The following is a 19,317-nucleotide window of genomic DNA, read 5'->3' on the forward strand; positions in this document are numbered from 1 at the left end:
CTAAATATTACTATTTATTCTTTGGAACTAGCTAAACCCTATTAATATCGGGATAAACATGAAAATAGAAACAAAACAACGAGAAAAATTGACTTATTAGTCATATTTTTTAGTATTCATTTTGAGGATTTCCTGTATAATACAATTTGAAAGAAAATCTATGGTTTGACAAGAGAACACTCCTTTCGGTTTTGCTCACTGAAAGGAGTGTTTTTTTTTAGGTCGCTAAAAACTCTTCTGTACTCATTATATTAGCGTATACTCCATTTAAACTCGCCAAAATTGTATTATGAATATAAACAGCTGGTATAGTAGCATTCTTAAATGAAAGATCTTTTGTAGCACAAGCATCGTGTATTACGGTACAGTGAAGGCCAAAATCAAAAGCAGCCCTTACCGTAGCATCAATACACATATGGGTCATCATCCCGCAGATTACGACGTGCTCAATTCCTGAACGTTGTAATCGTTCTAGAAGATCAGTTTCTCGGAAGCTATTTGGATAATGTTTAAGGATAACGGATTCCTCTCTAAGTGGACGGACATTTTCGTGAATATGGACACCTTCTGTATTGGGTAGGAAAAAAGTAGCGCTATCTTTTATAGCTACATGTTGGATATGAAAAATAGGTTCGTTTCTAATTCTAAAATGTTGTAGTAGCTGATCAGCATATTCACTTGCTTCTACTGGATTACGTAATTCCATCTTGCCATTTGGAAAATAATCATTTTGAATATCGACGAGCAAAAGAGCTGTTTTCATATATTTATCTTCCTCCGAATTCATATTGAAATACTGTTATTCAATTAGTAGAGAAGATTCTCCTCTTTAAAAGTATGAGTGAGGAGGATTTTACATAACTATAAAAATTACTATTGTATTGTGATTTTTTATTTGAAAATTTTAATAGAGGAATAATTAATTTTTTTCTGAAAAATGTATTGACTCTTATTATTCTGAGTTCTATAATGAGAATTAATTAAATGACAATTAAATCGATACACTCTTATCCAGAGAGGTGGAGGGACTGGCCCTACGATACCTCAGCAACGGGTTTTTTAATACCGTGCTAATTCCAGCAAGCTTAAAGTAGGCTTGGAAGATGAGAAGATGTGAACGAGTACATAAAAGTGCTCTCCTTCTTATCTTTTACAAGTGATAAGAAGGAGAGCACTTTTTATTTTACCTCGCAAGCTCTACTTCAAGTTTTACAGCATATAGGAGGGAAGAAAATGATTTCTTTTAATAATGTAAGTAAAGTATATGAATCAGGTGGACAATCTGTTCATGCGGTTGAGGATGTAACGCTGTCATTTGAAAAGGGCGAAATTTTTGGCATTATCGGATTTAGTGGTGCTGGAAAGAGTACGTTATTACGCTTAGTAAATATGTTAGAAAGACCAACTGCAGGAACAATTTCAATAGATGATAAAGAAATTACATCATTATCGGCGAAAGAATTACGGAAACTAAGACAAAGGATTGGAATGATTTTCCAAAGTTTCAATCTATTTAATTCAAGAACAGTGTTTGGGAACATTGCTTATCCATTAAGGTTAGCGAAATTGCCGAAGAATGAGATAAAAGAAAGAGTGAATGAACTACTAAAATTTGTTGGTTTAGAAGATAAAGCGAACTATTATCCAGAACAGTTATCAGGTGGGCAAAAGCAACGTGTTGGGATTGCAAGAGCGCTTGCGACATCACCAGATATTCTCATATGTGATGAGGCAACATCGGCTTTAGATCCGGAAACAACAACAGAAATTTTAAATTTATTAAAGAAAGTAAATAGAGAGTACAATTTAACGATTCTACTTATTACACATGAAATGCACGTTGTGAAAGAAATTTGTCACCGTGTAGCTGTTATGGAAAAAGGAAAAGTAATTGAAGAAGGAAAACTGTTTGATGTTTTCACACAACCAAAAACAAAGACAACTCAAAATTTTGTACGCTCTGTTATTAATGATCACTTACCAGAAAGTGTTCTAGCGAAAATTCAAAACGGAGGTCAGATTTATCGCCTGACTTTTACTGGGGAAGAGACAGGGCAGCCTGTACTATCATATATTGCGAAAAACTATAACGTCGATGTAAATGTTCTTTACGGAAATATTATTGAACTCCAAAATGTGCTATTTGGAAATCTTCTTGTAGAGCTACAAGGTGAACAGAAGGAAATTCAAAAAGCATTACAACATCTAAGACTGCAAGTGCAGCTGAAGGAGGTAGAAGCTCATGCGAGTTGATTGGAGTATATTTTGGCCTCGCATATTAGATGCGACAGGGGATACCCTCTTAATGGTAATTGTAACCCTTATATTCGCTACAATTCTCGGTATACCTCTAGGTTTACTTTTATACGTAACGAGAAAAGGAAACTTTTTAGAAAATAAATGGGTCTTTTCTATTCTTAATATCGTAATTAATACAATTCGTCCAGTTCCATTCATTATCTTTTTAGTAGCTTTAAGTCCGATAACAAGAAGTGTTATCGGAACGACGATTGGAACGGCAGCAGCAATCTTCCCAATGACGTTAGTTGCATCAATTGGTATTGCTAGAATGGTTGAAACAAATCTTGTTTCTGTTCCGAAAGGGGTAATTGAAGCAGCACAAGCAATGGGCGCTTCGCCACTTAGAATTGTTTTTGAAATCCTCGTGCCAGAAGCTTTAGCACCATTAATCTTAGGTGTCACGTTTATGACAGTTGGTTTAATTGAATTTTCTGCAGTTGCTGGACTTGTCGGTGGTGGCGGTCTTGGTGACTTAGCAATGACATATGGTTATCAACGCTTTGATACGTCAGTTATGTTCGTAACGGTCGTTTTACTTATTATTCTTGTACAGGTAGCTCAAAATCTAGGAAACTACTTTGCGAAAGTCTTTTTACGCAGATCATAAAAAAGAAGAGGGGAAAAGAAAATGAAGAAAATTTTAGCATTTGCATTATCAGCGATTGTAGGAATTACAGCCTTAAGCGGCTGCTCAGGTGGAGACACAGGTGCAGGAGCGAAAGAGAAAGTAGTTCGCGTAGGTGTAACTGGAACAGATGGAGACGCTTGGGAAATCTTAAAGAAAAAAGCTGAAAAAGAAGGGATCAAAATTAAACTGGTTGAGTTCTCTGATTACACAACGCCCAACAAAGCGTTAGCTGATGGAGATATTGAACTAAACTCATTCCAGCACATTGCTTTCTTAGAGCAATTTAAAAAGGAGCATAAGTTAGATATTACAGCTGTTGGTACAACGCAAATTGCACCGATGGGCTTATACTCTGAAAAATATAAGAAAGCAAATGAAATCCCAGATGGTTCAGAAATTGCTATTCCAAATGATCCAACGAACCAAGCGCGTGCATTAAAACTTCTTGATGCAGCTGGATTATTAAAGCTTAAGAAAGATTTCGGTCTATTTGGAGATCCAAGCGGCATTGCTGAAAATCCGAAGAAGCTAAAGATTACACCGGTTATCGCACAGCAAACACCTCGTGTGTTAAAAGATGTAGCGGCTTCAGTTATTAATAACGGTGTTGCTGGTCAAGCTGGATTAGATCCAGCAAAGGATCCAATTTTCTTAGAAGATCCAAAGAATGAAAATGCAAAGGCCTATATTAATATTTTCGCAGCTCGTACGAAAGACAAAGATGATCCAACACTGAAAAAAGTAATTGAATTATACCATTCAAAAGAAGTAGCAGATGCAGTTAAGAAAGAAACAAATGGTGGTTCCATTTCAGTAGATCTTTCACTAGATGAGCTTGCAAAAATCGTAAAATAATTATTGGGTTTAACGACTAACAGTAGGAACCCCTCCGCTGTTAGCTCGTTCAACATATAATCTACTTAACAAACAAAACCCTAATTCTGTACCTTCCAATTTTGTATAACATAGAATCCAATGTTTGTTAAGTAGAGTGATGGACCAGGAGTTTTCCTGGTCTTTTTTTATGATTATTCAATCATGATACTTTTTAAATTATCTTCGTGATGCTCTTGTTCTTTCGGATAAGCAGCTAGCTCCTCTTGTAAAATATTTAGTGCTTGCTTAGCTGATTGCTGAATCGGATTCGGTAACTCTTCTAATATAAGCATACCGAATTTTATTTTTGTACGAATTACCTTTCTTAGTAGTTCATCATGCATGTACTACACCTCCAAACCGAATATTTAGTACATCATCTTCAAACTTAGCTCCTTGAATAGAAAGGTGCGTTAATGTTTTTGGCAAGGTGATATTTCGCTTCGCAGAACCGGCTCGAATAATAAGTTCATCACCTTTTTGATTTAATGAAAGTTCACTTTTGTTTGAGAAGGGAATAGACAGAACGAAAATATACTCATCGCCATCTTTTTTTACATATTGTGTGCGACCGTTAAATTTCACTTCCGTAGGAGAAGAGTCAGATTTAAATAAAGCGTCTCCTACACGTTCTAACATAGACAAACCAACAACTTCTTGTTCAAACATCGGAGCTTCGTAAATAGGAAGTGGCTGAAAACTATCTTGAATTAATGTTTTATATTTCTTTTGTGTATCTTTCCATGCCTGAAAATAAGGATCGGTGACAGTGTTAGGGATGATGCGGTTAATCATAATGGCATCAACGTTATAATCGTATAAGTTTAAATACGTAAAGCTGCGCTGAGCTTCTTTAATGACCATTTTTTCAGGATTTACAACAACGCGAATGCTGGTTACCTCTCGGTTTGATAAAATATCTCTCATTTCTCCAAGCTGTTCAAGTGTATTTGTTAATTCGTCCATAATATCATCGGTTGGAAGGGGGACACCAAGGAGTGGTTGAGCTACAGGACGAACGACTTTTAAAATTTTTCTTTTAATAGGAAAGAGTTTTTCCATCCACCAGCCGAGCATGTCTGGAAAGCTGAGCATTGCTAAAGTTTCTCCAGTCGGTGCGCAATCAATAATGATGACGTCGTAAGTGTTGTGTTTATAGTAATCGAGTACTCGAAGTAAGCTAATTAAATCTTCCATACCAGGGAACATCGTTAATTCTTCTGTTGTAATATCATCGGCTGCTTTGGAAGTGAAGAGTAGTGTAATATATTTCTGCAATTTCCCCCAGCCTTTTTCCATTTCATAAATCGTATTAATCTCTTGTGCCCATAAGTTTTCGCGAATTTCTAATGGTTCAGAAGATAGCTTTATACCAAATGAATCTCCTAAACTATGAGCAGGATCTGTGCTCATTACTAATGTTTTTAATCCTTGTTTTGCACTTTGAAGTGCTGTTGCTGCTGAAATGCTAGTTTTTCCTACGCCGCCTTTACCTGTATACAAAATAATTCTCATCATTTTATCCCCTTTGTTTCGAATGTCGAATATTACGAGTATCGAAGTAAATGGTTGAATAAAAACCCAGTTAGGGCTTTATTCAATCGGAATGTTTTTCATTTTAGGTGTAGAAACCTTTTCTTCTGTTTTTTGCTGTGACGTAGCAATGTGATTCATGATCTTTTGGAAGATTTGTAGTAAGAATGCTTTTTCTTCTTCTGACAATGCTTCCGTCACTAGGCTAAAGTAATGGGCCGCATTTTGTTTTACTTCTTGAACGAGCATTACGCCGTTTTCTGTTAAACGAATTAATACAATACGTCGATCGCTTTCATCACGGTAGCGTTCAATATAGCCCTTTTTTACAAGGCGATTTACAACGCCTGTCGTTGTACTCATCGGTATATCAAGAAGATCAGCGATTTTTGTCATTGTAATATCTGTATTTCGCTCCATCCAAAGTAAACAAAATACTTCTGTCTTGGAAAGTGTTAAATCAAGGCTTACCCATTCTTCAGGATAGAAAAGTTTCTTGGCGTTATCTAGCAGTAAGTCTAAAAAATGTTCATATTGCAACAATTATTTCCACTCCCGTATATTTCGAGGTTCGTAATATTTGTTTTTATTTTATGTGGAATTGAAATAAATGTCAATGTTTTTGATTGTTTTTTCAGATTAGAAAGAAAATTACCTTCAAAATAGCAATTTTTTGTGATAGATTAATAAATAGAAAAAAGAAAATTTACATAAAAAACCATTGTGATAAATATATTTATCTATAATGGGTGTACAGCTAACGAGGGGGAGAACGATGAGAAGACGAAATACGCAAGCGTTCACGTTTTTAGCATGGACTTCATTTGTTTGTGCGCTGTCAGGAATGCTAATTGGGATTTACACATTAGATGAAACGCTTAGTGTAAAAGGGTACTATTTAATAGGAACATTATTTTTAACGATGTCTTGTTTCGTATTACAAAAAACAATTCGTGATAATGAGGAAGATAATGAAAGATTTCCGGAAAATAAATCGTTAGATAAAGAGTAAATTGTAAAGAAAGGCACTTGCCTTTCTTTTTTTATGTAAAAATGCCGTAAGTGCCGTGTGTTGACTTGCTTGAAGTACTGGAAATTTGGTATCATCAATAGTATTGTAGATTGAACGATATATTATGGAGGTGGCCTAGCCGTGTCAAGAATTTCCGTTGAGAATGTAAAGCACGTAGCACATTTAGCACGTCTTGCAATTACTGATCAAGAAGCAGAAAAATTTCAAAAACAACTAGATGCAATTGTTACATTTGCAGAACAGTTAAATGAATTAGATACAACTGATGTAAAACCAACAACTCATGTATTAACTATGAAAAATGTTATGCGTGAAGATGTGCCAGAAAAAGGTTTACCAGTAGAAGAAGTATTAAAAAATGCACCGGATCACAAAGATAATCAAATCCGTGTTCCAGCAGTATTAGAATAGAGGAGGGAATTTCGATGTCATTATTTGATCATTCTGTATCAGAGTTACATAAGAAGTTAAACAACAAAGAAATTTCCGTTACGGATTTAGTAGAAGAATCTTACAAACGTATTTCGGATGTTGAAGATAACGTAAAAGCTTTTCTTACATTAGATGAAGAAAATGCACGCGCGAAAGCGAAAGAATTAGATGCAAAGATTGGTGCTGAGGATAATGGTTTATTATTCGGTATGCCAATCGGTGTAAAAGATAACATTGTAACTAACGGTCTTCGTACAACTTGTGCGAGCAAAATGTTAGCAAACTTCGATCCAATTTACGATGCGACAGTTGTACAAAAGCTAAAAGCTGCTGACACAGTTACAATCGGTAAATTAAATATGGACGAGTTCGCAATGGGTTCTTCAAATGAAAACTCAGGCTTCTACGCTACAAAAAATCCATGGAACTTAGATTACGTTCCAGGCGGATCTAGTGGTGGTTCTGCAGCAGCAGTAGCAGCAGGAGAAGTATTATTCTCTCTAGGTTCTGATACGGGTGGTTCTATCCGTCAGCCAGCTGCATATTGCGGCGTTGTAGGTTTAAAACCAACTTACGGACGCGTATCTCGTTACGGATTAGTAGCATTCGCATCTTCACTTGACCAAATCGGACCGATTACACGTACAGTAGAAGACAATGCATACTTATTACAAGCTATTTCAGGTATTGACCGTATGGATGCAACTTCTGCAAATGTTGAAGTAGGAAACTACTTAGCTGGTTTAACAGGCGATGTTAAAGGTTTACGTATTGCTGTACCGAAAGAATACTTAGGCGAAGGTGTTGGCGAAGAAGCTCGTGAGTCAGTACTAGCTGCTTTAAAAGTGTTAGAAGGTATGGGCGCAACTTGGGAGGAAGTATCTCTTCCGCACTCTAAATACGCTCTAGCAACGTATTACTTATTATCTTCTTCTGAAGCATCTGCTAACCTTTCACGCTTTGATGGCGTACGTTACGGTGTTCGTTCTGATAATGTAAATAATTTATTAGATCTTTACAAAAACACACGTAGCGAAGGTTTCGGTGATGAAGTAAAACGTCGTATTATGCTTGGTACATTTGCTCTTAGCTCTGGTTACTATGATGCATATTACAAAAAAGCACAACAAGTACGTACATTAATTAAAAATGACTTTGAAAATGTATTTGCTAACTACGATGTTATTATTGGACCAACAACGCCAACTCCAGCATTTAAAGTGGGCGAAAAAGTGGACGATCCAATGACAATGTATGCAAATGACATTTTAACAATTCCAGTAAACTTAGCGGGTGTTCCAGCGATTTCTGTTCCATGTGGATTCGGTGCTAACAACATGCCACTTGGTTTACAAATCATTGGTAAACACTTCGATGAAGCGACAATTTACCGCGTTGCACATGCGTTTGAGCAAGCAACAGACTATCATACAAAAAAAGCAAGTCTGTAAGGAGGCGAGCATAGATGAATTTAGAAACAATTATTGGTTTAGAGGTTCACGTTGAGTTAAAAACAAATTCGAAAATTTTCTCTGCGAGTCCAACAGAATTCGGAGCGGAGCCAAATACACAAACAAGTGTAATTGACTTAGGATACCCAGGGGTACTTCCTACTTTAAATAAGGAAGCAGTTAACTTTGCAATGAAAGCTGCAATGGCATTAAACTGTGAAATCGCAACGGAAACGAAGTTCGACCGTAAAAACTATTTCTACCCAGATAATCCGAAAGCTTACCAAATCTCTCAATTTGATAAGCCAATTGGTGAAAATGGTTGGATTGAAATCGAAGTAGACGGCAAAAAGAAACGTATCGGTATTACACGTCTTCATTTAGAAGAAGATGCTGGTAAATCAACGCATACAGCTGAAGGTTCATTAGTAGACTACAACCGTCAAGGTATGCCTTTAATCGAAATCGTATCTGAGCCAGATATGCGTACTCCAGAAGAAGCATATGCGTACTTAGAGAAGTTAAAATCAATCATTCAATATACAGGTGTATCTGATTGTAAGATGGAAGAAGGTTCTCTTCGTTGTGATGCGAATATTTCACTTCGTCCAGTTGGACAAGAGAAGTTCGGTACAAAAGCAGAACTGAAAAACTTAAACTCTTTCACTTACGTGCAAAAAGGTCTTGAGCATGAGCAAGTGCGCCAAGAGAAAGAATTATTATCTGGCGGTATCATCCAACAAGAAACACGTCGTTATGATGAAGCAACGAAGAAAACAATCTTAATGCGTATAAAAGAAGGATCTGACGATTATCGTTACTTCCCAGAGCCAGACTTAGTTGAGCTTTACATCGACGATGAGTGGAAAGAAGAAATTCGTGCTTCTATTCCAGAACTTCCAGATGTACGTAAAGCTCGCTATGTTGAAGAAATTGGCTTACCGGTTTATGATGCACACGTATTGACATTAACGAAAGAGATGTCTGATTTCTTTGAAGCAACAATTGTAGATGGTGCTGATGCGAAATTAACATCAAACTGGTTAATGGGTGAAGTACTTGCATACTTAAACAAACAACAAAAAGAATTAAAAGACGTTGCGTTAACGCCTGCTGGTTTATCTAAAATGGTTCAATTAATTGAAAAAGGTACAATTTCTTCTAAAATCGCGAAGAAAGTATTTAACGAATTAATTGAAAAAGGTGGAGACCCAGAAGAAATCGTTAAAGCGAAAGGGCTTGTTCAAATTTCTGACGAAGGAACACTTCGTAAGGTTGTAACAGAAATTCTTGATAATAATGAGCAATCTATTGAAGACTTTAAAAACGGTAAAGACCGTGCAATTGGCTTCTTAGTTGGTCAAATTATGAAAGCTACAAAAGGACAAGCAAATCCACCGCTTGTTAACAAAATCTTACTTGAAGAGATTAATAAGCGCTAAAATAGTATAGATTCTTAAAGATTAAACAGAAAAAACACCCGTATTTGGGTGTTTTTTCTGAGTTAATCAAACGTTTGTTTAAATGGTGAAAAATAATTTAAACAAACGTTTGATTAACTGTCAAAAGTGAAAAAATGTTTCTATAGCAACTATGGTATGATAGTTGCAAAAAGGTGGGAATAATGATAAATCTAGACATAGAGGTTTTTTTTCATCTCATGAAATAATAGATAATTATTATTCATTATATGTAAATTGATGTGAGAGAATGGATAGACATAAAGTGAAACTTTAATCAGTGGGGGTTTTGTTCATCCCCCACTGATTATTAGTTGAACCAATCGGGCATTTACGGGCAGTTGATCTCCAACCTAACTTCTTTGCCCCAGCCGAATTTTGAGGTGGGAGTTTTACTGCCCGTTAATGCGGGATAAATTTCTTGGTTAAATAAAACAAAACTATCAGGAGTGAACAGTTACTTTTGATGGGCTACACGAATCGGGTTCTTACTGCCTGTTTGAGCGGGATTAAAGAAGGATAGGAAGATGAGAGGAGGTAGGCATAGGGATACTGAATAAGGGTTCGGTGTATTCGTTTTTCAATGAATAAGGAATTTCCTGTGCTAATAAATATGAAGCGAGCAAGAATTATTTATAATCCTACTTCTGGGCGCGAGCTATTTAAGAAGAGCTTACCAGAAGTATTACAAAAATTAGAACAAGCTGGATATGAAGCGTCTTGTCATGCGACAACTGGTCCTGGAGATGCGACTGTGGCAGCGAGGCAAGCTGCTGATCGTAAGTTTGATGTTGTTATCGCAGCTGGTGGTGATGGTACATTAAATGAAGTAGTGAACGGTTTAGTAGGACATGAGCATCGTCCAAAGTTTGGTATTATTCCAGTTGGAACGACAAATGATTTTGCGCGTGCGATCGGTGTACCTCGTGTTATTGAAGAGGCTGCGGATATTATTTGTGAAGGAACAACGGTACCGTTAGATCTTGGTAGAGCGAATGATACATATTTCATTAATATCGCTGGTGGCGGCCGTATTACAGAATTAACATATGAAGTACCAAGCAAGCTAAAAACGGTATTAGGCCAACTTGCTTACTATTTAAAAGGAATCGAAATGTTACCATCATTACATCCAACATATGTTGAAATTGAGTATGATGGGAAACTGCTACAAGAAGAAATTACGATGTTTTTAATTACGAATACTCGTTCAGTTGGTGGATTCGAAAAAGTAGCACCATATGCATCTATTAACGATGGATTATTTGATTTATTAGTACTGAAAAAAGGTTCTATCGCTGATTTAATTAAAGCAGCAACACAAGCGCAGCGTGGGGAACATATTAACAATCCGAAAGTACTATATACACAAGCGAATCGTATTAAAGTTCATTCCCCTGATAAATTAATGATCAACTTAGATGGTGAATATGGCGGAGACGCACCAATGGAATTCGAAAATATATATCATTGTCTGGAACTATTTGTTCCTGAACATCAAGAGGATGCCCTGTAAAGGCATCCTTTTTTGCTTTTCCCCAGCTATTTGCGAGTAATAAGACTCCCACTTAAAATTCGGCCCAAGCAAAGAAGTTAGGCGGAAGTGGGCTAATGATCAGCGGGGATGGACACCCCCCGCTGATCAAATTTTCTCTTTATACAGCTGAATTGTAAATTGGAAGTTAGTTTGATTTTTATGGTATTTTTACAATTTGTTTATTTTATGTACATACTTTATTGATACACTGGAGGAGATAAGAAATGAGAGGTAGGGTGCTATGGAGAAGGTAAAAGCAATACTATTTGATAAAGATGGGACATTAATGGATTTTCATTCGATTTGGATAAAAGTAGCTGAAGAGCTCGTTGCAGAATGTATAAATTTATATCAATTACCAGAATCAATGCAGCAGGCTTTATTAAAAGAGATTGGCGTAGACGGAGCATTTGTTCATCCTCGTAGTGCGATCGCTGCTGGAACGAGTCTTGATGTGGCAAAGGGGCTTTGTAAGTATATTGCATCATCTAGAGAAGAAGAGATGCATCAATGGGTGAGTGAAAAGTTGTTTGCTCTTATGTACGAGCATCGTTCACATATGAGAATGACGGCAGATTTACCGAAAGTTTTACAAGCGTTAAAGGATAGAGGATTTATTCTAGGTGTCGTTACAGCTGATGATTTCGCGCCGACAGAATTATTTTTAAAGCAATATCAATTGGAAGATTTTTTTGATTGTGTTATAGCTTCAGATACATTTCCAGCACAGAAGCCAGATAAAAAAATTGTAGAATCGTTTTGTGAGAGATTTAATTTAGAGACATGTGAAGTAGCGGTCGTCGGGGATACACCGACGGATTTACATTTAGCGAAAAATGGTGGCGACTGCTATGCAATTGGCGTACTATCTGGTACGGGTGATCGTCAAACGTTAGAACCACTTGCAGATTTAGTATTACAATCTGTTGAAGATTTAATTTCTCATACAGGTGAGTTTATTTGGAAACAAGGAAAGTCTAATGTATGAATTGATAAGTCTATAAGGACTCTATATGAGTCTTTATAGACTTATTTTTTATGCCGAGATATTTAGAGAATGGGATGAATACTAGAAATGGGGAGTTGGCACACATCTTGCAATATAAAGAGAAAACATTGTATAAAAAAGGATGGGGTACACAATGAACACAAAAAAATTTGCTAAAGTAAATGAACAAATTCCAGGGCCGAAAGCAGCGTCTTTATTAGAACGCCGCCAAAATATAGTACCAAAAGGAGTAAGTAATGGTATTCCAACATTTGTACAGTCTGCAAATGGTGCACTCGTAACAGATGTGGATGGAAACCAGTATATTGATTTCGCAGGAGCAATCGGGACAATTAATGTAGGACATTGTCATCCTACTGTTAAAGAAGCGCTTCATAAACAAGTAGATCAATATATTCACACTGGTTTTAATGTGATGATGTATGAGCCATATATTGAATTGGCAGAAAAACTGGCAGCATTAGCGCCAGGTAATTTCGATAAACAAGTGCTGTTTTTAAACAGTGGGGCAGAAGCGGTTGAAAATGCAGTGAAGATTGCTCGTAAATATACGAAGAGACCTGGAATTATCGCATTTTCTAAAGGATTTCATGGGCGTACATTAATGACAATGACGATGACAAGTAAAGTAAAACCATATAAATTTGGATTTGGCCCATTTGCTCCAGAAGTATATAAAGCGCCATTCCCATATGAATACCGTCGCCCAGAAGGGTTAACAGAAGAGCAGTATGATGATTTTATCATTGAAGAGTTTAAGAACTTCTTCATATCAGAAGTAGCGCCAGAAACAATTGCAGCTGTTGTAATGGAGCCTGTTCAAGGGGAAGGCGGATTTATCGTTCCAAGTAAGAAATTTGTTCAAGAAGTACGCAGTATTTGTTCAGAGCACGGTATTTTATTTGTAGCTGATGAAATTCAAACAGGCTTTAGTCGTACCGGAAAATACTTTGCAATTGATCATTATGATGTCGTTCCAGATTTAATTACGGTATCTAAATCATTAGGTGCTGGTGTACCGATAAGCGGCGTGATTGGGCGTAAAGAAATTATGAATGAGTCTGCACCGGGGGAACTTGGCGGAACGTATGCAGGAAGCCCACTAGGATGTGCGGCTGCATTAGCTGTGCTTGATGTAATAGAAAAAGAGAAATTAAATGATAGAGCGATAGAATTAGGGAAAGTCGTAATGAACCGATTCCAAGAGATGGAAAATAAATATAATTGCATCGGTGATGTGCGCGGCTTAGGGGCAATGTGTGCATTCGAGCTCGTTCAAGATCGCAAGACGAAAGCGCCTGATAAAACATTAGCGTCTAATTTATGTGCAGAAGCAAATAAACGCGGATTACTTCTACTATCAGCAGGAACATATGGAAATGTTATTCGTGTGTTAATGCCATTAGTTATTACAGATGAGCAACTTGAGGAAGGTTTAACAATAATTGAAGAATCATTGCTAGCTTGTTATGAGCAAGCAAATATCGCTCGTGTATAAAGAATTGGGATAACTTAAAAAAGGGCATAAAGCTTTTCTTTTTAGGCGGAAGAGAGCATCTGGCCATGCATAGAATCGGTCAGGCCCTTTTCCTGCCCCATGCCAAGCTAAAACAAAGTGAGGGTGTGGTTGCGATGGTATTCTGTATTTTTCAAGGCAGCGAATTATGTGTTGAAAAATATAAATAGATTTGTATAAATAACAAATTGAAAACATTCTAGCTGACTCTATATAAAATGCAGAAAATTCATTTTATAATAAAGGTAGTAAAGTGAATCGATGGATTTGAAGTAGGGAGTGGCTAGAATGGTTGCAGAAAAGGAACGAATGTTGATGGATTTACAAGATGTATTTGAATATGCATTTGATGAAATTTTTGTTACGGATGATAAGGGAATCGTTGTACGTGTAAATAGTATGTGTGAAAGACATTACCAGCTCTCTGCTAAGGAATTAGTAGGAAAGCATGTACAAGAACTACAGAAAGAAGGAATTTTTTATCCGTCTGCAACGTTAGAAGTAATTGAAAAGAAAAGGCCAGTTGAACTTGTTCAAACAACGAAATCAGGAGAGTATTTGCATGTTCGTACAAGGCCTGTTTTTGATGATGAGGGAAATTTAAGAAGAGTGATTAGTTATTCTCGTGATCTTACTGAACTCTATCAATTACGTCAAAAGGTAGAGGAAATGGATAATCAGCTAAAGACATATAAGAAAGAATTAAGAGAAACATATGAGCATGAAGGGCTTATTTTTAAAAGCATCGCTATGCAAAAAATAATCGAAACAATAAAAAAAGTATCTGTGGTAGATAGCACAGTTCTCGTATTAGGTGAGACTGGAGTGGGGAAAAGCCGATTAGTACGCCATTTGCATGAAGTGAGTCACCGGAAGAATGAAAGTTTCTATGAAATTAATTGTGCGGCATTGCCGACGAATTTAATCGAATCTGAGCTTTTTGGATATTCAGGTGGGTCTTTTACAGGTGCAAATCGTGAAGGGAAAAAGGGGCTATTAGAATCAGCGCATAAAGGGACCCTTTTCTTAGATGAAATTGGTGAAATGCCGCTTGAAATTCAAGCGAAGCTTTTGCAAGTATTGCAAGAAAAAACGTTTCGCCCTATAGGCGGAAGAGAATTAAAAAAGGTGGACGTTAGAATTGTAGCGGCAACAAATAGAGATTTAAGTACGATGGTGAAACAAGGAACATTTCGGAAAGATTTATACTATCGTCTGAATGTCATTCCAATTTCAATTCCGCCACTTCGGGAGAGAACAGAAGACATTTTGCCGCTCATCTATCATTATTTACAGCATTTTAATAAAAAGTACGGACGTGATGTGAAGTTAGCTCCTAGTACGTTACAAATGTTTGTAGGGTACCCTTGGGAAGGAAATAATAGAGAGATTGAAAATGTAATTGAACGAGTTGTTATCACTGCTGATGATTTTGTAACGGTAGAAGATTTGCCACTATCTATGCAAGAGACAACGGTTGAACAATCCGGACAAAGTCTTTATAGAATGTTGGAAGAGGTAGAGAGAAATATTATTCTTAAAGCGTATAAAACGTATGGATCAAGTTATAAAGTGGCTGAGTTTTTGCAAATAAGTCAATCTGCTGCCACTAGGAAGATTAAGAAGTTCATAGAGGAGGAAGAAAACATTGGATAAAAAAGCGACGTTCGTAAACTTAGAGAAAAAGGCGATGTATATAAATGGTGAGTGGATTACACTGCAAGAACAAATCGAAGTGAATAATCCAGCGACAAAGGAAGTATTTGCAACTGTACCAAAGGGCGGGATTACAGAGGCAAAGCAAGCGGTTGATGCTGCACATGAAGCTTTTAAATCATGGTCAAAATTAACGGCAGCAGATCGTGCAGTAAAGTTAAAAAAGTGGTTCACACTCATTGATGAAAATAAAGAAGAAATTGCAGCAATCATGACGAGAGAACAAGGAAAGCCGTTTGCAGAGGCGCTTGGTGAAGTGAATTATGCAAATAGTTTTGTTGAATGGTACGCAGAAGAAGGAAAGAGAATATACGGTGAAATGATTCCTGCTTCTCACCCGAATAAGCGTATTTTAGTTATGAAGCAACCAGTTGGAGTTATGGCAGCTATTACACCGTGGAACTTCCCAGCTGCTATGATTACGAGAAAGGTAGCTCCAGCACTTGCAGCAGGCTGTACAGCAGTTGTGAAACCAGCGAGTCAAACGCCATTAACTGCATTGAAGTTAGTTGAATTAGCACATGAAGCAGACATTCCAAAAGGTGTAATAAATATTGTAACAGGTAGTGCAAAAGCAATTGCTGATACGTGGATGGAAGATGAGCGCGTTCGAAAAGTTTCCTTTACAGGATCAACTGAAATTGGAAAAGAATTAATGGCTAGCGCTGCGCAAACGATGAAAAAGGTTTCGCTTGAATTAGGTGGTCACGCTCCATTTATTGTTATGAATGATGCTGATTTAGATAAGGCGGTAGAAGCGGTAATTGGTTCGAAATTCCGTAACGCAGGACAAACGTGTATATGTACAAACCGCGTCTTTGTTCAAGAAGAAGTGTACGAAGAATTTGCAGGAAAGTTCACAAAAGCTGTAGAGCAGCTTAAAGTTGGAGATGGATTCGGCGAAGGAACAACTGTAGGTCCACTTATTGATGCGAATGCAGTTTCGAAAGTACAAGAACATATTGAAGATGCAATTCAAAAGGGCGGAGAAGTTTTATACGGTGGCCATAAATTTGCAGAGTTAGATGGTTATTTCATTCAGCCAACAGTAATTGGATTGGCAAATGACACGATGCTCTGTATGAATGAAGAAACATTTGGACCGGTTGCACCAGTTGCTAAATTTAAAACAGTTGAAGAAGTAATCGAGCGAGCAAATAATACACCATATGGCTTGGCTGCTTATATTTTCACAAAAGATATTAGCCAAGCATTCCAAATTAGTGAAGCGTTAGAGTACGGTATTATCGGTTTAAATGATGGCCTTCCATCAGTTGCACAAGCACCATTTGGTGGCTTTAAAGAAAGTGGTATCGGCCGTGAAGGAGGCCATTTCGGCATCGAGGAATATTTAGAAATTAAATATATTTCGTTAGGACTATAAGTAGTATACTAGAATCTCTATAAGGTAACAGAGAAGGAGATTCTAGTATGGTATATTGGCTATTATTACTCGTAACAATTATTTTTGAAGTAGCTGGAACGATAGCGATGAAACTATCGAACGGTTTAACAAAGCTCGTTCCAAGTGTACTTATTTTTGTCTTTTACGGTATTTGTTTCAGTATATTTGCTATCGTCGTAAAGAAGATTAACTTAAGTATTGCTTATGCGATTTGGTCGGGCTTAGGGACACTTCTTATTACGATTATTAGTGTGTACTTTTTTAAAGAGCATATTAATTTATTCCAAGCATTTTGCATTTTATTTATTGTTTTAGGAGTAATTGGACTGAAAGTGTCATCGGCATCATGAAAGCTATCTTTTGTAGAAGATAGCTTTTTTCTATTTGTGCAGTTAGCAATTACTACGACAAAATATGACAAGAAAACGTAAAGAGTTTTGCTATGATAAAGTGAAACTTTAATCAGTGGGGGTTTTGTTCATTCCCCACTGATTATTAGTTGAACCAATCGGGCGTTTACGGGCAGTTGATCTCCCACCTAACTTCTTTGCTCCAACTGAATTTTGAGGTGGGAGTTTTACTGCCCGTTAATGCGGGATAAATATAAAAATCTTGTCTCATATGGGGGGAAGAGTATGTTAAAGAAGGTGAGCCGAATTGTTTTAATTTGTGGCATGGCTTTTAGTTTAAGTGCTTGCACAGAAACTAAAAATAGCGATGAAAGTAAACAAGAGGACGTTCAAGATAAAGTTTATAAAATAGGAGAGACAGTGGACGTGGATGGTTTGCAAGTAACTCTCGATTCAGTTCAATTAGGGTATCCAGATTACACTACAGATAAAAAGAAAGATGATATTTTAGGGATTGTTTTCACGGTGAAAAATAATAGTAAAAAGGACATACTTTTTGCATTTTACGAATTTGAGATTACAGATAAGAAAGGTGCAAAGTTTAAAGAATATCAATATGATAGCTTTACGAGTAAAAAGGTAGCGCCGGATGGGAAAATTCAAGATGTAATGCTATTTGATGTAACGAAAGAAAATACATACATCGCTACATACAGGCCTGAGTTTACGCATGAGAATAGAACGATAAAATTTGAATTGAAGCCGAATAAATAAAAACACATTGGGTAATCCAATGTGTTTTTATAATGGTTAACTTAAAACGCCCAGTTACCTTTACGGAAAATCGGCTCATGTCTTCCATCAGCTGTAATACCGTCGATATCAAGCTCAGCTGATCCAATCATGAAGTCTTCGTGTGTAATACTAGCGTTTGCACCATTTTCAGCAAGTTCTTCTTTAGACATTGTTTTCCCGCCATCTAAGTTAAATGCATAAGCATTTCCAATTGCAAGGTGGCAAGATGCATTTTCGTCAAATAGCGTATTGTAGAATAAAATATTTGTGTTTGAAATTGGTGAATCATGAGGTACTAAAGCTACTTCGCCTAAGAAGTGAGAACCTTCATCTGTTTCTACTAAATGTTTTAAAGCTTCCTCACCAGATTCAGCTTTATAGTCTACGATACGTCCGTTTTCAAATGTTAACGTAAAGTTATCGATAATGTTACCTGCAAATGCTAACGGTTTTGTACTAGACACTTGACCGTTTACACCTGTTTTAAGTGGCATTGTAAATACTTCTTCAGTTGGAATGTTAGCCATAAATGGTACGTTCTTTTCATTTAAGCTACCAGCACCAGCCCATACATGCTTCTCTGGAAGTTCAATTGTTAAGTCTGTTCCAGGACCAGTATAATGAAGAGCTGTATAATGTTTTTCGTTTAAGTAATCAACTTTTGTATGTAGCGTTTCATCATGTTCTTTCCATGCTTCCACAGGATTTTCTAAATCAGCACGAGTAGCTTTGAAGATAGCATCCCATAGTTTTGCTTCTTGTTCTTCAGGCGCTACGTCAGGGAATACTTTTGCAGCCCATTCTTTCGTAGGAACAGAAATTACGCACCAGCTTACTTTATCTGCTTGTACATAATCACGGTATACTTTCATCGCTTCTCCAGCTACTTTATGAGCTGTTGCAATTTTCTTTGGTTCTACACCTTTTAATAGATCAGGATTCTCTGCATAGATGGACATAAATGCAGCGCCTTCTTTTGCTAATTCTTCACGAGCATGTGCTTTCCAAGAAGGGAATTCAGAGAAAGCTTCTTCAGGAGCTAGATCGAACTTTAAGCGTGTTAACGTCTCATCATTCCAATCAACATATACGTGTTTTGCACCAGATTGATATGCTTTCTCTGTAACGAGGCGTACAAACTGTACAGCCTCAAGAGGTGCACTAATTGATAAAGTTTGTCCAGGCTGAATATTAACACCAACATTGACTGCAAGGGCAGCATACTTCTCTAACGTTTGTTCAAATGACATATGTATAATCTCCTTTAGTTTGAAA

At 36.9% G+C, this 19,317-nt stretch carries 19 protein-coding genes and 1 riboswitch; of the genes, 14 read left to right on the forward strand and 5 right to left on the reverse strand.

All coding sequences use genetic code 11. From position 1 onward, the window contains the following. Positions 1-217: 217 nt before the first annotated feature. On the reverse strand, positions 218-763 hold the full coding sequence (locus MHI07_RS01750) for a cysteine hydrolase family protein (protein WP_002159488.1): 546 nt from the start codon (positions 761-763) through the stop codon (positions 218-220). 241 nt (positions 764-1,004) lie between these two features. Continuing rightward, a riboswitch (SAM riboswitch) is annotated at positions 1,005-1,110 on the forward strand. 123 nt (positions 1,111-1,233) lie between these two features. Between MHI07_RS01750 and MHI07_RS01755 the strand changes: the two genes are divergently transcribed. Genes MHI07_RS01755 through MHI07_RS01765 form a run of 3 tightly spaced genes read left to right on the forward strand, consistent with a single transcriptional unit; the run spans position 1,234 to position 3,784 of the window. Beyond that, a complete protein-coding gene (locus MHI07_RS01755; RefSeq protein WP_340821597.1) occupies positions 1,234-2,253 on the forward strand; it encodes a methionine ABC transporter ATP-binding protein in 1,020 nt (339 codons plus the stop codon). Then, positions 2,243-2,908 carry a methionine ABC transporter permease gene (locus tag MHI07_RS01760; RefSeq protein WP_002159487.1) on the forward strand — a complete coding sequence of 222 codons (666 nt, stop codon included), beginning with the start codon at positions 2,243-2,245 and terminating at the stop codon, positions 2,906-2,908. The genes MHI07_RS01755 and MHI07_RS01760 overlap by 11 nt, the downstream gene beginning before the upstream one ends. Positions 2,909-2,929: 21 nt before the next feature. Further along, complete coding sequence (locus MHI07_RS01765) at positions 2,930-3,784, forward strand: MetQ/NlpA family ABC transporter substrate-binding protein (RefSeq protein ID WP_340821600.1); 855 nt, start codon at positions 2,930-2,932, stop codon at positions 3,782-3,784. 173 nt (positions 3,785-3,957) lie between these two features. On the opposite strand, the gene MHI07_RS01770 is transcribed toward MHI07_RS01765, so the two are convergent. The 3 genes from MHI07_RS01770 to MHI07_RS01780 all read right to left on the reverse strand — a co-directional run bounded on the left by MHI07_RS01770 (position 3,958) and on the right by MHI07_RS01780 (position 5,881). Next, positions 3,958-4,149 carry a DUF3926 domain-containing protein gene (locus MHI07_RS01770; RefSeq protein WP_078179980.1) on the reverse strand — a complete coding sequence of 64 codons (192 nt, stop codon included), beginning with the start codon at positions 4,147-4,149 and terminating at the stop codon, positions 3,958-3,960. Further along, positions 4,142-5,323: an ArsA family ATPase gene (locus MHI07_RS01775; protein WP_016103394.1), complete on the reverse strand. Its 1,182-nt coding sequence runs from the start codon at positions 5,321-5,323 to the stop codon at positions 4,142-4,144. Before MHI07_RS01775 ends, MHI07_RS01770 begins: the two co-directional genes overlap by 8 nt. A gap of 75 nt (positions 5,324-5,398) precedes the next feature. Further along, a complete protein-coding gene (locus MHI07_RS01780; RefSeq protein ID WP_002113502.1) occupies positions 5,399-5,881 on the reverse strand; it encodes a MarR family winged helix-turn-helix transcriptional regulator in 483 nt (160 codons plus the stop codon). Positions 5,882-6,113: 232 nt separating this feature from the next. Between MHI07_RS01780 and MHI07_RS01785 the strand changes: the two genes are divergently transcribed. The 11 genes from MHI07_RS01785 (at position 6,114) to MHI07_RS01835 (ending at position 18,021) form a co-directional block, all read left to right on the forward strand. Continuing rightward, positions 6,114-6,350, forward strand: a complete 237-nt coding sequence (locus tag MHI07_RS01785; protein ID WP_002201958.1) for a YiaA/YiaB family inner membrane protein — start codon at positions 6,114-6,116, stop codon at positions 6,348-6,350. A 141-nt stretch (positions 6,351-6,491) separates the two neighbouring features. Then, positions 6,492-6,782 carry an Asp-tRNA(Asn)/Glu-tRNA(Gln) amidotransferase subunit GatC gene (gatC, locus tag MHI07_RS01790; protein WP_000086999.1) on the forward strand — a complete coding sequence of 97 codons (291 nt, stop codon included), beginning with the start codon at positions 6,492-6,494 and terminating at the stop codon, positions 6,780-6,782. 14 nt (positions 6,783-6,796) lie between these two features. After that, positions 6,797-8,254 carry an Asp-tRNA(Asn)/Glu-tRNA(Gln) amidotransferase subunit GatA gene (gatA, locus tag MHI07_RS01795; protein ID WP_002113505.1) on the forward strand — a complete coding sequence of 486 codons (1,458 nt, stop codon included), beginning with the start codon at positions 6,797-6,799 and terminating at the stop codon, positions 8,252-8,254. 14 nt (positions 8,255-8,268) lie between these two features. After that, a complete protein-coding gene (gene gatB, locus MHI07_RS01800; RefSeq protein ID WP_002113506.1) occupies positions 8,269-9,696 on the forward strand; it encodes an Asp-tRNA(Asn)/Glu-tRNA(Gln) amidotransferase subunit GatB in 1,428 nt (475 codons plus the stop codon). 631 nt (positions 9,697-10,327) lie between these two features. Continuing rightward, positions 10,328-11,230, forward strand: coding sequence for a diacylglycerol kinase (locus MHI07_RS01805; protein WP_033714579.1), 903 nt, complete (start codon positions 10,328-10,330; stop codon positions 11,228-11,230). Between the two features lie 262 nt (positions 11,231-11,492). After that, the gene (locus MHI07_RS01810) at positions 11,493-12,239 is read left to right on the forward strand and encodes an HAD family hydrolase (protein WP_002159482.1); all 747 of its coding nucleotides are present in this window, start codon (positions 11,493-11,495) and stop codon (positions 12,237-12,239) included. A 154-nt stretch (positions 12,240-12,393) separates the two neighbouring features. Further along, positions 12,394-13,758 (forward strand): 4-aminobutyrate--2-oxoglutarate transaminase, encoded by a 1,365-nt coding sequence (gene gabT, locus MHI07_RS01815; RefSeq protein ID WP_002159481.1) that lies wholly within the window; start codon positions 12,394-12,396, stop codon positions 13,756-13,758. Between the two features lie 306 nt (positions 13,759-14,064). Next, positions 14,065-15,432, forward strand: coding sequence for a sigma-54 interaction domain-containing protein (locus MHI07_RS01820; RefSeq protein WP_340821609.1), 1,368 nt, complete (start codon positions 14,065-14,067; stop codon positions 15,430-15,432). After that, positions 15,425-16,876, forward strand: a complete 1,452-nt coding sequence (gene gabD, locus MHI07_RS01825) for an NADP-dependent succinate-semialdehyde dehydrogenase (RefSeq protein ID WP_002159479.1) — start codon at positions 15,425-15,427, stop codon at positions 16,874-16,876. The genes MHI07_RS01820 and gabD overlap by 8 nt, the downstream gene beginning before the upstream one ends. 47 nt (positions 16,877-16,923) lie before the next feature. Beyond that, positions 16,924-17,247 carry a DMT family transporter gene (locus tag MHI07_RS01830; RefSeq protein ID WP_002113527.1) on the forward strand — a complete coding sequence of 108 codons (324 nt, stop codon included), beginning with the start codon at positions 16,924-16,926 and terminating at the stop codon, positions 17,245-17,247. Positions 17,248-17,532: 285 nt separating this feature from the next. Further along, positions 17,533-18,021 (forward strand): DUF4352 domain-containing protein, encoded by a 489-nt coding sequence (locus tag MHI07_RS01835; RefSeq protein ID WP_002159478.1) that lies wholly within the window; start codon positions 17,533-17,535, stop codon positions 18,019-18,021. 41 nt (positions 18,022-18,062) lie between these two features. Here MHI07_RS01835 and MHI07_RS01840 read toward each other — a convergent pair whose 3' ends face one another. Further along, on the reverse strand, positions 18,063-19,292 hold the full coding sequence (locus MHI07_RS01840; RefSeq protein WP_002113532.1) for an aminopeptidase: 1,230 nt from the start codon (positions 19,290-19,292) through the stop codon (positions 18,063-18,065). Positions 19,293-19,317 lie beyond the last annotated feature (25 nt).

This window comes from Bacillus sp. FSL H8-0545, from assembly GCF_038006105.1.
GTDB classification, from domain to species: Bacteria; Bacillota; Bacilli; order Bacillales; family Bacillaceae_G; genus Bacillus_A; species Bacillus_A cereus_U.